Here is a 14,370-nt window from a genome sequence, read left to right as displayed (position 1 = left end):
TGCCTGAAATTTAGGTGTATTTGGCATGGGCAAACCATTGGGCAGATATAGTTGAATCATCTCATGGCGGCGATCAGGAGAAAATTTAACGCTTGTCAAGTCCCCTAACCCCATCATCTTTCTATAATTAGAAGCTTGGGCCTCTAAATCTAATGCTCCTCCAATAATTACTACAGGTTGTTGAGTCCAAATATTCTTGAGAGCTTCAGATAAATCACAAGGAGTGCAATATAAAGAAAATGACCCTCTCTGGCGATGAATTTCTGCCCACCTTAGTTGTCCATCGCTCTGCCACTTCAACCAAAAATCGTTATTCAAATGATTGTGATGTAATTCCTTGTTTGTTGGAGTCAATGACAAACGTTCGATGAGATTTTGTAAAATCTGCTCCTCATCTTGTTCAATTAAGTAGCAACTGTAGGGGTTTGTTGGATGTTGGAAGAGCGATCGCGTTAAATTTATCCTAGCTTCACGAATAAAGTCAGCTTGATCGGAGTAAACTTGCATCAGTTGATTCCAGTCAGCAGATAAAAAACTGGTAGTTAAATAATTTTGAACCCAAGTTTCTAGCTCGTCTGCCCAATCTATAATTGTGGGAATACCTGGAGAAAACTGCTCATTTTCCCATTGGTTCATTAACCAAGCTTCAGGAGTTATCAAGAGTAGTCCATTAAAGTTGGGGTCTTGTTGTGGATAGGTTTGGATTGCTTTATAGGGCAGTGATGAGCTACTGTATAAATTATTTGCAAGTAACTTAGGAATTTCTACCCTAAGTAAGTGTTCCTGTACTTGCTCAGGAGCAACTAATATTGTTTTTTGAGGCCACATTAAAATGGGTAGTAAGTAGCTTAACTGATATTGTTGATTGTGACTACCAGGCGGAGATCCTGTTTGAATCAAAGCACTACGTCCCAGTCGCAAGGCCCTCGCTACTAAACGTGCCATCGTCAAATTATGAGGCCAGTGAGGTTGATTTTGCGATCGCAGGAAATTACGCAGGGATCTATGGACTTCTACTTCGATCACAAACTTTAACCCAAATAATAAAAGCTGTTGATAAAGTCAACTACCTTATTTTTAGGAGGCAAAGCAAATGTTTGCTCTTTAATATTTTGACAGTTTTTTTTATCAAAGCCTGGATTACAGCTTACTACTAAACTCTGACCGCTTGAATTATTTAAAATCAACTGAGTAGAGCTGGAAAAAAAATCAATTTTACGTCTAACAGACTCAATAATTGTTTGAACTCGCTGATTTTTTTTGACAAGCTTTTCCATTCCTATTTCTAATTCTAATATTTTGGTATTCATTGTTTGTAAAGGAATATTTTTGACAATTTCTATCACATTAGTTTGAGCTTTTTTAGCATCAGCGAAAGGAAAAATCAAAATAAATGCTAGCAGAAATAAGAGTTCATCACTGTCTGCTCTAAAATTCAAAATAGTTTTTCGGTAGCTAACCTCAATACTGGGAGGACGAGTAACACAATCATAATCCTTACCCAAATGATAGTAAGTTGTAGCGAGAGCTACATTAGCTTTGAGGTCTAAAGGTGAATCAACAATAATTTGAACTGTTGGAGATTTTTGGCTAAAAAATCTCTTAGATTCTACTGATGATTTAAAATAATATACTTGGCTATTATCTCCGTTGGGGCTAGTATCAATCCAATCACAAACAATTTCATCAGCTTTAATATTTAATCTGGGGACTTCATAAAACTTTGCTCCAGTCAAAATTGCCCCTGATAAATCTACTCCTACTAAATCAGCTCTAATCAAATTCGCTTCAGTTAAATCAGCATGAACTAAACTAGCATTAGTTAATTTTGTATTAGTTAAATTTGCTTTATGAAGATTGGCCCCACTTAGTTTAGCATTACTCAGGTTAGCATTAGTTAAGTCAGCTCCATTAAGAGTAGCCCATCTAAGATTCGCTCCATCAAACTTAGCATTCCGGAGATTAGCCATACTTAAGTTAGCCTGTCTTAATTCAGCATTGGTAAAATCAGCTCCTTGTAAATTTGCTTTTGTTAGATCGGCACTATGGAGAATAGCTTGTTCTAGATGAGCGCCTTGTATTGTGGCCACTCGAAGATTGGCACCGCTAAGGTTAGCTTGCTTAAAGTTTGCTTCTGTCAAGACAGCTTCTCTCATATCAGCACCGCTGAGATTAGCTCTGTTGAGATTAGCTAGAGTCATATCTACTCTGACTAATTCTCCTCTAACTAATGTAGCTCTAACTAATGTAGCTTCCCTCAGATTAGTTCGGACTAGATTGGCCACATTTAAAGTAGCTTGGTTCAATGTTGCCTTGTTGAGATTAGCATTGCTAAGGCGAGCTACATTGAGATTAGCTTTACTAAAATTTGATTCACTAAGATTAGCACCACTAAGATTAGAGACAAATAAGATAGCATTACTGAAATTACTTTGACTTAAGTTCATCTTACTGAGGTTAACTTCCGTCAGGTTGATGTCAGTAAAATTTCTTTCCCCTTGTGCATATCTTTTGACTAATTCGTATCTTTTGAATATTTCTTCTGGCATCTGTTGTTAATTAAGTTAAGTTGACTAAATATGTTTCTCTTTAATATGATTTTTTTATCTAAGTTAGGGCTTGCTGATTAATTATAAAAGTATTGATATATAAAGGTTTGAACATTTTTAGGGTCTAAAAAAGTGCGCCTATTTCAGTTGAAAACGCTCAAAAAGCTAGTATTTTGGGCTGACTATGGCAGAACAATATTGGGACAAAACTTAGCTCCTACTTCCTCTATAATTCCCCTAACTCCTGTCTCCTGTTTTCCCCTCCACCGGAGGGGTTAGGGGTGGGTTGTCTCCTGTCTCCTACCCCTACTAAAAGACTTTTTCAGCAAACCCTAAGTTAGTTATTTGTGCAAAACAAAAGTAGGTAGTCTAATCAAGTTAACTGTTAGACTTAAAGTCAATATTAATCTTAGGGATATAAAAGTATAACAAACCATTCTTAAAGAAGAAAACTTTTGAATTTTAGATAATCATTATTAAGAATGATGTTGTTTTCAGAGAGTCAATAGACAAGCAAAGATTAAGACCGCATATTAGCTTAATATTCGGTATATTCCGTGAGTTACGACAGGCAGTTAAGATTTGGGTTAACTATTCATAATTATTGCCACCTAACTCACCCTAAATCTGTATTTAATATTCCTTTATTGGTAAATATTTATACTGTATAAATTACTTCTCAAAAGTCAAATTCTCAGTTAAATATTAAGTATAAATACTGGTTAAATTATTGACTCCTATTGACCACTATAATTTTCTTCTTACTTCTTTATTTCTTACTTTTGACTTTTGACTTTTGACTGTCTTGAGTGCGTCTTACATTCTGAGGAAACCTCAGAATTACGCACTCGATGCATGACTTATATTTTTATGCTACGTTTTGTCGTGCAGAATGTAGGTTTTCAGCAAACCCTAATAATTTCCATCTACTCTGTAGGGACATTGTATGCAATGTCCTTACTTACCGAATAATTAACTAATTAATAATTAAATAATTCTGGTTTAAAGCCTCCCCTTTTAAGGGGAAAAAAAGTGCTAGGATATTTCCTTATATTCAATCCTCTCGGTTTTAACCAGAGGTAATTATCAATTATCCATTATCAATTATCCATTAATGAAACTCCTTATTTTGGAGGAGATGTCTAATAGACATCTCCAAAAATTAAAAAGACAATCAATTATTATCCAGAAATTATCAATTGTTCTTGCCTGTTCCCTGTTCCCTGTTCCCTGTTCCCTCTTTTCTGGAGATGTCTAATTTTCAAAGTTATGAAAACCATCTAGGAAATTCATAATTGTATTTATAGAATATGAATCTGTTTGAGGTACTTGAATGATCGTTTCTTCTTCACTATTTTTACCAAATTTATTAATTATTTGCTTACCAAATGTAGGATGATGGTAAACATTAAAACTTTGAGCGCTTGAATTCAGAAGCGTTATTTTTGTTGGAGTCTGAAAAAACTTAATTCCCTTGCAAAACCTCAGTAATTCCTTGTCTTGATTAATTTGATTAACTTGTTGAATAGATTGATTGAAAGCTGTAGTTAGCTGCTTGATTTTTTTAGTCGTTTGAGGAGTGAAAAAGTTTGCATCTTGAGAGTTAAGCATTTGCATAATATTGCTAATTTTTTCTTGGGTCTTAGCACCATCATGAAAAGCAATAATAGTAGCATAAGCAGTAGCAAATAATTTCTTGTCGCTTTTCATTTGAAACGATATTATTGTTCGACAAGAGTTAATTTCTATAGAAGGTGGTTGATTTAGCTCTGGTAAATACTTACTAATTTGATAATATGTTGCTGCTAGAGCATAATGACTAGAACTATCTAAAGGAGCATCAACAATAATTTTCACTTTAGGAAGAGTCTCGTGAAAGAAACTTGTTATTTTTTCAGCATTGAGATAATGGACTTTACTTCTATCTCCATTAGCACTCAAATCAAACCATTCACAAATTGCTGCTTCTGTTTTAATTCCTAAGCGAGAAGCACCATAAATTTTTGCACCTGTTAAAGTTGCACCTGTTAAGTCTGCTCCAATCCAATCTACTTCAATTAAACAAGTATTTGATAAATCAGCATGAACTAAGCTAGTATTTAAAAGATTAGCCTGGGACAAGTCAGCTCTACTTAGGTCAGCACCACTAAGCTTGGCATCACTAAGGTTAGCCCACTTGAGATTAGCCCCAATCAGACTAGCCCAACGTAAATTAGCCCCACTTAAATCAGCTCCATTCAAGTTAGCACCAGTCAAATTAGTTTGTCTCAGTTCAGCACCACTAAGGTCAGCACCACTAAGGTCAGCACCACTAAGGTCTACTCCTTGAAGGTTAGTTTCTATTAAGTTAGCCCCTGTCAGAGAAGCAAAGCGCAGGTTAGCTCCCTTTAAGTTGGCACTACTAAGATTCGTTTTTCTCAGAGTCGCTTCTATCAGACTTGCTCCACTTAAGTCGGCAAAAGAGAAATTAGCTTCACTTAATTCTGCCCTAATTAGCTCTGCTCTTATCAATTTAGCACCAACTAATTTAGCTTTTTTTAGATTAACTAAAACTAGATTAGCTACATTAAGATCGGCATCACTTAAGTTAGTGCCACTAAGATGAGCGCCGTTAAGTTTAGTAATATTCAGTTTAGCTTTCCTCAGATTAGCATCAGTTAAATTTGCCCCACTGAGGTTGGCAACGCTGAGATTAACTCCGCTAAGATTTGCACCACTGAGATTAATACCACTAAGATTGGCCTCAAAAAGATTGAAGTCAGTAAAGTCTCTTTCACCAGCAGCATATTTTTTTTGAAGTTCTTCGATTATCATTAGGGCGCAGTCTGGTATGATCCCCATTTCATTATGATTAATATAGGTATTGTCGGATTAGGTTTAATCGGTGGCTCAATCGGATTGGATTTAAGAACCCTAGGTTATCATGTTCTTGGGGTATCTCGTCGAGAACAAACTTGTCAAAAGGCACTCGCTCTTGGGGCTGTTGATGAGGCCAGTTTAGATCTATCTTTACTATCTATTGCTGATGTAATATTTATTTGTACTCCCATAGCCGTTATTTTTCCTACTTTAGAACAGCTGATTCCAATTCTTTCTCCCACTACAATTTTAACCGATGTCGGTTCGGTTAAGGTACCTATCGTGGAAGCGGTTTCCCACGCATGGCCTAATTTTGTAGGTGGACACCCCATGGCGGGCAAAGCAGAAAATGGAATTGAAGTGGCTCAGTTGGGTTTATTTCAAAATAGACCTTATGTGCTGACCCCTACAGAAAATACACCTCTAGAGTCTGTGGAAAAAATTAAGGCAATAGCTAAGTCGCTCAAGAGTCAAATTTACTTTTGTGACCCTTATGAACATGATCGAGCTGTTGCTTGGATTTCTCATTTGCCTGTTATGGCCAGTGCAAGTTTGATTCTTGCTTGTATGAGCGAGACTAATCCTACAGTTTTCAAGTTAACACAAGATTTCGCTAGTTCTGGCTTCCGTGATACCAGTCGCGTGGGAGGTGGTAATCCTGAATTAGGACTAATGATGGCCAAATATAATCGTCGAGAGGTGTTACGATCGCTCTATTCTTTTCAGGAACAAATTGACCAGTTTATTAAACATCTTGAACAAGAAGATTGGCAAACTTTGGAAGAAAAGTTAAGCTCTACAGAGCAGAATAGAAAACTCTTTTTATAGGAGAAGGTAGAATTCAAAAATTAATTAGGGTTTTTTGTACTCTCCAGTTATTAATAATTAATTATTAATTATTAATTATTAATTATTACCTTCCCTTGAAAAGAAAAGGATTGATATCATGTCCGGTAGCATCGGAGCGTGTATAAAATTAAGGTTACACTCTTGAGAAAACCTTCTGCCTCCTGCCTCCTGCCTCCTGCCTTCCTTCCGCCAAAGTCTAACTATTCAACCGGACATGATATGACTAAGCTAAAATGCTGAAATTTTGATAGCTGATAGCTAGTTAATTAAATTCTGAATAGTAGCGGAGGTAATTAACAGTATTTTTGACAAAACCTGCTATGGGAACAGCAATTAATAAACCCAAAACTCCCCATACTTGTGCACCCACTAATAAACTGACTAAAATCCAGACAGGATTAAGACCAGTGAAGCCTCCTAATATTCTAGGAGCAACAAAGTTTTCAATTGCTTGTTCGATTAAAACTATTACTATTAAAACTTTTATACCTAGCCAAAAATCTTCTAAAGTTATCAATAAACTTACGAGAGTTACACCTAAAGCTGTACCAAAAGGAATTAAAGTCATTAAAGCAATTCCGATGCCAAATAATAAACCAAAAGGAGCTCCTAGAACTAATAAACTTATGGTCATAGCTACACCCATTAAACAAGCTAATGTAGCCTGACCAATAAAGTAATTTTGAAAATTTTGTCTTAATGATTTGCGTACATAAACTTCTAGGTGATTAGGTAACCAATTAAATATCCCATCCCATAAACTATCGCCATGTAACATTAAGTAAAAAGTGATAATGATGGTGATTAAAATGTCAAAAATTCTACCTAATGTATTAACAATAAAACTAATAATTTCTCCTGTAATGTCTTGCAATTGAGAATATAAATTTTCTGTAAATTGATTTGTCCAAACGGTTAAATTAATTGGTAATTTACGTTTATCTGCCCATTGGTCAAATGATTCTAATTGTTGATTTCCTGATGCAAGCCAACTAGGAAATTTTTCAATAAATCCAGTAAGTTGTTCTAATAGTAGGGGAATTAGAATAACTCCTAAAACTAATATAATTACTAATGCTACTAAGAATACTAAAATAACTGCTCTAGGACGTTTTACTTTATGTTTCTGCAAAAAAAACACTGGGTAATCTAGCAGAAATGAGAGTAAGGTTGCAGAGACTGCTATTGTAATTATCCGACCAAAATATTGAAATATTTGAAGTAAAGCCCAACCATTTATGACAATTATTGGTAATGCTAAGTACCACGATAACTTCTGATTAAAAATTTTTTTTATCATTGATTTGATAGATTTTTTTATGTAGATTATCTAAATTGTAAATGGTATATTTTTGATATTTAATAATTTGTTATTATGAAACAATTGTTTATTAATGTAAAGAGCTAGGGTAAGCATTCAGCACTCAGCATTCAGCTATCAGCAACAAGAATCTATCATATAAGACAGTTTTTAAATTAATATAGACTTTAAAGGCAAGAGAGCCAACTTTTGTAGTAAGACAATTAAATATTGCTTTAATCATAAACTAAAAGCAATAGCTGATAGCTGATGGCTGACGGCTGAATGCTTACGAGCTAGGTATTCAACCAAGTCTAAAAATAATTAGGGTTTGCTGAAAAAGTCTGTTGCTAGGGGTAGGATACAGGATACAGGAGACAGGAGAAATGGAAATTATAGAGGAGGTAGTCGTAAAAATTGTAAGAGTGATTTTTCTGCCATAATCAGTCCCAAAATACTAGCTTTATGCAGCTATTTAGACCGAAAAGCTTGCACTTTTTTCGACCAAAAAAGGCACTTACCAATATCAGTCAATGCTTTGATATTTAATCAACAAAGCCTAATTAGTATAATTGAGGGAAATATGGGAGTTATTAAACAACAAGTAAATATTTAATGTAGTGATAATTCATTACTTCTTTAATGTTTAATAGAAATCTCCAATAATAAAAGCTCAATAAAATGTAGAAAAGTTTTTAAGAAATGGTATAAGTGGATGTATTTTAGTACATCCTACTTAACTTAAGCTGAATTGTTTAATTAGGGTTTGCTGATTAATTATAAAAGTATTGACTGATATTGGTTTGAGCGTTTTAGAGTTGAAAAAAGTATCAGTTTTTCGGTGGTAAGAGCTGCATAAAGCTAGTATTTTGGAATGATTATGGCAGAAAAATTGAGAGACAAAACTTAGCTCCTATCTCCTCTAAATTCCCATTTCTCCTGTCTCCTACCCCAGCAAAAAGACTTTATTCAGCAAACCCTAATTATTAATTATTTGGTAAGTCCTGTTAATTAGCTTAATTAAATTAATTAACTCTGCTGTAACTCATCCAAACGTGCCAAAACTTCTTGACTATGAATAGGAGGTCTTACTCCTAGAAAAATTTCCTCTAACATTCCATCTGGATCGATAATAAAAGTATGTCGCATTGAGAAAAAATTCATCCATGAACCATAAGCTTTACTAACACTGCCATCCGTATCAGCTAACAATGGAAATTTTAATCCCTCAGAATCACAAAATTCAGCATGGGAGTCTATATCATCTGCACTAACGCCTAGAATTTGAGCATTTCTAGAAATATATTTTGGCAAATCTTGCTGGAACCTACGCGCTTCAATAGTACAACCAGAAGTAAAATCTTTAGGATAAAAATAAAGCACTATCCACTTACCCTGATAATCAGATAAAGAAATTTTTCCATCTCCAGTATTTGTGGGTAAAGTAAATTCTGGTGCTGGTTGGTTTAACTCCGGTAATTTGCCTCCAAGTGCCCAAGTATTAGGAATAAAGTTAAACCAAGTTATCAAAGCTAAACAGCTAGCTATAAATATGCTAATTAGATTCCGACGGGTGGTCATAATTTACGATGCAAACTCTACTTTATATAAGTTTACTTGAAGAAGGCAGAAGGCAGAAGGCAGAGGGCAGGAGGCAGAAGGCAGAAGGCAGAAGAGAATTCTGACTCCAGCATAGTGCCAGTGACTGAAGGGAACGAGGGTATTAAACCAGGATAAAGAAAAGATAAATTTAGGAACAAATTTTCTTTGAGAGAGTTATTCAAATCTAAATATTTCGGATTTTGAGGAAAAATAACGTTTATCAGAAAAGCAAGAAAATTTACTATATAATAAGCAACTTGTATAAAAACTTTACCCATAAAATTAGGAAAAATGGAAGAAGATCTACCACTAATCTCAAGTCCGGCAACAGTATTAATGGTTATCGACAATCAAATAGTTACTATAGAAGTTGATGGTATAAATGCACCAATAACTGGAGGTAATTTTGTTGATTTAGTAGAACGAAATTTTTATGATGGTGTTAGATTTCATCGCATCGAAAATCAACCACAATTTTCATTAGTTCAAGCAGGAGATCCTTTCAGTAGAAATCCAGATATTCCTTTGGAACTTTTAGGAAGTGGTAATTTTGTCGATCCACTCACAAATGAAACTCGATTTATTCCTTTAGAAATTCGGCCGTTAGGACTTGGGCAAGAAATTATTTACAATCAAATAGTTTCTCCTCCATTACAACTACCAAATGTAGTAGGTGCAATTGGAATGGCTCGTACAACGGAGTTAAATTCTGCTTCTTCTCAATTTTATATTCCCCTGAATGATTTATCAGTATTAGATGGTCGTTTTGCCATATTTGGTAATGTAATAGATGGGTTAGATGTTATAGAAGAAATAGAATTAGGCGATAGTATTACTGCTGCGAGAGTTACTCAAGGAATAGTTCCTAGTCGAGTTTCACAAATTATTACTGATAGTACTCTGCTCAATAATTTTATTAATATTGTTAATCGTGCCAATATTCCATTATCTATTGATTTCTTTCAAGTTTTAACAGAAGGAGACGATATTTTTTCAATTTCTACAGAATTATCTCAAGAAGTATTTGGTGTATTGGGATTAGAAGGAAATGATGAAATTACAGGTTCAATACTTAATGATGTAATTAATGGTAATCAAGGAGATGATAGTTTAGATGGAGGAGATAGTTCTGATTATCTTCGGGGTGGAAAAGGATTTGATTTATTATCTGGTGATGCCGATAATGATATTCTCAATGGCAACTTAGATAATGATACTTTATTCGGTGGTACAGGAGATGATTTTTTACGCGGTGGTAAAGATAGCGATCTATTAACTGGTGGGGAAGGAAATGATATTTTAATTGGTGATGCTGGTACGGATAATTTAGCTGGTGAAGCAGGGGCAGATACTTTTATTTTGACATTAATTGAAAATGAAGAAGATAATGCAGATACAATCGCAGATTTTAATTTTTCAGAAGGGGATAGAATAGGTGTTTCGGTACAAATTTCTTCTCTATCTTTTGCTCAAGAAGGAAGTGATACAGTAATTCAATTAGAAGGTGAAACAGAGGAAGATAATATTATTCTTGGTACTGTGAATAATTCGACAGCAGAAGAAGTGAGAAATGCCAGTTTCTTTGTAGATTTTCCTACAGTTTTTGTTCCTGATGCATTGCCTTTTGGAGATGCAGCTTTGAAAATTGGATAATTTAAATAATTAATAATTAATAATTAATAATTAATAATTAGGGCTTGCTGATTAATTATCAAAGTATTTACTACTATTGGCTTGAGCGTTTTTGGGTTGAAAAAAAGTACCAGCTTTTCGGTGGAAAAAGCTCAAAAAGCTAGTATTTTGGGATGATTATGGCAGAAAAATTGAGGGACAATTTTTCAGACTACCTCCTTTAAATTCCCCCTTTCCCTGTTTCTCCTGTCTCCTGTCTCCTACCCTTACCCATGATACTTTTTCAGCAAACCCTAATTAGGGTTTGCCTCTCCTTGAAAATGGATAGGATTGACTCAAAGGAAAAATTTTTCTCTCTTAGTCGATTGAATATAGCGAGGTCTCCTCGCTATCCCTCGACTGCTTGTTTCTCCTTGAAAGGATAGGCTTTATATCATTTCCGGTTGAATACTTACACTTTGGAGCTCCGAAGGCAGGAGGCAGGAGGCAGGAGGCAGAAGGGAAGAAAAGGTTAGAAGGGAAAAAGGTTTTTTATCACTGATTATCCGGAGATGATATTAAACCTTAATTACTAGGTAAAGTTAAGTATTTTAGTTTTAACTGAAGCTATAGCGTTTATAAATGAGATGTCAATATAGATTGAGGTTTTTTATAATAAAAAAAGCGCTGTTTTGAGTCGATCATATCCTTGTATTTATTGCTATTTAATGCTTTCCCCCCCCTTTGTTATGCCATATTCCCTATTCCCTATTCCCTTTTTCATAGCAGTTTGTTTCCACATTCCAGATAAAAACGCTATATAGCAATCCTATTTAAGTTGCAATATTTTAGTAGGATTTAGGAGTTAGGAATCATAACTTCAAAGATTTTCAGTTCAAATTAACTAACTATTATAAAAATTGTTTTTCACAAGCAATTTGTAAACATTTAGCTATTAGCTGTCAGCAACCTATGATCGTAGTTCTTACCTGAATTTTTACTTCTCGGCGAAACATTATGCTTTTTTTCAAGTTTTATTCTGATTTTTTCAGACATTAAACACCCGTTATTTGTTATACCAATTTCATAAAATATTGCTACAGCAAGAACACAGGGAACAGGAAACAGAGAAATAAAAACATAATAAAAAAGATAAAAAAAGGTATAAATTTTATAATTTATGTAATTTATAATTTTTTCTTTTAGGAATCAATCACAAATTAAGATGTAACTTCCTTTTTTGAATTTGGTATTACAGTATCATCTTTTAGGAAGCGATGAAAATAATTAAAAGAAATTTATCCTCTCTTCAATTAACTTTTTTCCTGTATCTAAGCAGTTTTGTGGCCAACGAAATTAAGAATGGAATAGAATATAATAAAGTATCAAATTTTGGAAAAATAAGGAGCTAATTAACAAATGGACGAAGACAAAAGTACCGCAGAATATTTAGAAGAGCTAGAATTAGCTGATTTAGAAGGCCAAGAAGTCACAGTAGAAATGGTGGTACAAAAGGTATCCCAGGAAGAAGATGATGATGATGAAAATGAAGAAGAGGAAAATGAGAATGAAGAAGAGCGTGGTGAGAGAGAAAAAATTACTGTTACACTAAACTCTGCTGCTGCTCCAGTAACAGCGGCTAACTTTGTCGATCTGGTAGAGCAAAATTTTTATGATGCTCTGGCATTCCATCGGTTTGTAGAAGGTTTTGTAGTTCAAGGTGGCGATCCCCAGGGCAGAGATCCAGATTTTTTAATTGAAGATTTAGGTTCAGGGAAATTCGTTAACCCTGCAACAGAGGCACCACGGGAAATACCTTTGGAAATTCAAGTTGCAGAAACAGGAGAAATTGTCTATAACGAGGTAGTTGCCGATCCAGTAGAGCTATCCCATGAAACAGGGGTAATAGCTATGGCTCGCTCTCAAGCACTAGATACAGCTTCTTCTCAATTTTACTTCTCCTTAGATAATATTGCTAATCAACTGGATGGGGGTTATGCAGTATTTGGTGAAGTGAGCGAAGGCTTTGACTTTGTTCAGGATCTGAGAGAGGGCGATCGCATTCTTGTTGCTAGGGTAGTTGACGGAGATATATCTAGTAGAACTTCAGAGATAACTACTGACTCAGATTTACTCAATAATTGGGTTAATGCGGATAATGAAGCGAAGGTATCTTATGTTCTTTCTATGGATGAAGATACTGAAAATGACGATAGCGATGCTAATTCTGCTCCAGATGATGATATTGTTGAGACATCTGTACTAGATGACACTATCCTTGCCAGTCAATTGGCGCAAACTGTTGATGAAGAAGTTGAAGGAGAAGCAGAAGAAGAAGGGGAAGAAGGGGAAGAAGGAGAAGCAGAAGAAAATTCAGACAGTGAAGATGATGATGAGGGTGATGATGAAATAGCTAGCGCTGTTGATGAAGATGAAGACGAAGACTCAGAAGAAGCAACTGAGGTGGCTGAAAATGATGACAGTGAGAGCGTACTGGATATAGATGTTGTTGATTCTTTCACAACCATCATTGGAACAGAGGGTGATGATCCTCTTGATGTTCTCGAAATGAACAATGTTGATCCTGATTCATCTTTTGCAATTATGGGTTTGGCAGGTAACGATCAAATATCTGGTGGTAGTTTTACAGATATTCTTAGTGGAAACGAAGGTAATGATACAGTTAGCGGTCGTGACGGTCGAGACTTTGTCAGAGGTGGAAAAGGTAATGATGAATTAATAGGTGGCAAAGATGATGACATTCTTGTTGGGGATCATGGTGTTGATATCCTGACTGGTGGTTTGGGTGCAGATAGTTTTATTCTGCGAGCTGATATTATTGATGGCATAGATGAAATAGACCAAGCTGACATGATTACTGATTTTAATGTCGCAGATAACGATCGAATTATCGTGGTTGCTAATTTCATTCCTTCTGAAGGGTTAACTTATGAATTATTCGATGATGATACAGTAATTAGACTGTCCGATAGTGGATTTATATTAGGAGTAGTTTCAGAGACTTCCATAGAAGATGTTGAAAATAACATTTTTGCAGTACCTGAGACTGATTATGCTCTCCGTCTTGGCTAGGGAATGATAAGATTAAAAGAGTTATTTAGTTCGCTAGACAATTTTGACGTATATATGATTATGTTTAGAGTTGTACTAGCGAATTTTATATTGTTAGAACTTATATCATGTACGCTTAAATACTTATACTTCAGTGGAAGGAAGGCAGAGGGCAGAAGGCAGAAGGCAGAAGGCAGAAGGGAAAGAAAGGTTAAAAGGTAGAAGGTTTTTTTTATCACTGATTATCCAGACATTATATTACACATTATAATGCATTTTCGTCCGAAGCGACCGACAGAGTTTGCGCAGCAGTCCGGAATAGATTGAGCCAAATCAACTTTTCACTTTGTAGAGTAAAAGTGAAGAGTATTTGACATCCTCCCCGGCCTAAAGGCGCGGGGATTCCTACTGAGTCGTAGCTCTTCGGCGGGTTGACGCTTTGCTTCGCATAGCTGCCGCTAACACAGGGTGCTGCTTCCTTGGCGGTAGTCTGATGCTTCCCTCCACGTCCGCGCACGAGTTTCCGAG

10 protein-coding genes are annotated in these 14,370 nt (G+C 35.3%); 4 read left to right on the top strand and 6 right to left on the bottom strand.

Annotated elements, in window-relative coordinates:
* From F6K54_RS25915 to F6K54_RS25905, 3 genes are all read right to left on the bottom strand, one after another.
* Positions 1-1,026: ATP-dependent DNA helicase (locus tag F6K54_RS25915; RefSeq protein WP_293083894.1), on the bottom strand; the 1,026-nt coding region annotated here is incomplete at its 3' end.
* A 5-nt stretch (positions 1,027-1,031) separates the two neighbouring features.
* Positions 1,032-2,549, bottom strand: a complete 1,518-nt coding sequence (locus F6K54_RS25910) for a pentapeptide repeat-containing protein (protein WP_293083892.1) — start codon at positions 2,547-2,549, stop codon at positions 1,032-1,034.
* A gap of 1,254 nt (positions 2,550-3,803) precedes the next feature.
* Positions 3,804-5,363 carry a pentapeptide repeat-containing protein gene (locus tag F6K54_RS25905; protein ID WP_375342002.1) on the bottom strand — a complete coding sequence of 520 codons (1,560 nt, stop codon included), beginning with the start codon at positions 5,361-5,363 and terminating at the stop codon, positions 3,804-3,806.
* Positions 5,364-5,399: 36 nt separating this feature from the next.
* Here F6K54_RS25905 and F6K54_RS25900 point away from each other — a divergent pair, with 36 nt between their 5' ends.
* Complete coding sequence (locus tag F6K54_RS25900; RefSeq protein ID WP_293083897.1) at positions 5,400-6,236, top strand: prephenate/arogenate dehydrogenase; 837 nt, start codon at positions 5,400-5,402, stop codon at positions 6,234-6,236.
* Between the two features lie 283 nt (positions 6,237-6,519).
* Here F6K54_RS25900 and F6K54_RS25895 read toward each other — a convergent pair whose 3' ends face one another.
* The gene (locus tag F6K54_RS25895) at positions 6,520-7,557 is read right to left on the bottom strand and encodes an AI-2E family transporter (protein ID WP_293083887.1); all 1,038 of its coding nucleotides are present in this window, start codon (positions 7,555-7,557) and stop codon (positions 6,520-6,522) included.
* 331 nt (positions 7,558-7,888) lie between these two features.
* Here F6K54_RS25895 and F6K54_RS25890 point away from each other — a divergent pair, with 331 nt between their 5' ends.
* A complete protein-coding gene (locus F6K54_RS25890; protein ID WP_293083885.1) occupies positions 7,889-8,173 on the top strand; it encodes a hypothetical protein in 285 nt (94 codons plus the stop codon).
* Positions 8,174-8,586: 413 nt separating this feature from the next.
* Here the strand turns inward: F6K54_RS25890 and F6K54_RS25885 are convergent, their stop codons facing one another.
* Positions 8,587-9,138 (bottom strand): peroxiredoxin, encoded by a 552-nt coding sequence (locus tag F6K54_RS25885; protein WP_293083882.1) that lies wholly within the window; start codon positions 9,136-9,138, stop codon positions 8,587-8,589.
* A gap of 312 nt (positions 9,139-9,450) precedes the next feature.
* Here F6K54_RS25885 and F6K54_RS25880 point away from each other — a divergent pair, with 312 nt between their 5' ends.
* A complete protein-coding gene (locus tag F6K54_RS25880) occupies positions 9,451-10,812 on the top strand; it encodes a peptidylprolyl isomerase (RefSeq protein ID WP_293083879.1) in 1,362 nt (453 codons plus the stop codon).
* A 1,377-nt stretch (positions 10,813-12,189) separates the two neighbouring features.
* Complete coding sequence (locus F6K54_RS25875) at positions 12,190-13,863, top strand: peptidylprolyl isomerase (RefSeq protein WP_293083877.1); 1,674 nt, start codon at positions 12,190-12,192, stop codon at positions 13,861-13,863.
* A 244-nt stretch (positions 13,864-14,107) separates the two neighbouring features.
* Here the strand turns inward: F6K54_RS25875 and F6K54_RS25870 are convergent.
* A partial coding sequence (locus F6K54_RS25870) for a hypothetical protein (RefSeq protein WP_293083874.1) occupies positions 14,108-14,370 on the bottom strand: 263 nt, incomplete at its 5' end.

Source organism: Okeania sp. SIO3B5 (genome assembly GCF_010692555.1).
Taxonomy (GTDB): domain Bacteria; phylum Cyanobacteriota; class Cyanobacteriia; order Cyanobacteriales; family Microcoleaceae; genus Okeania.
The sequence above is the reverse complement of the archived record's forward strand: the minus strand, read 5'-3'. Positions and strand labels throughout refer to the sequence as shown.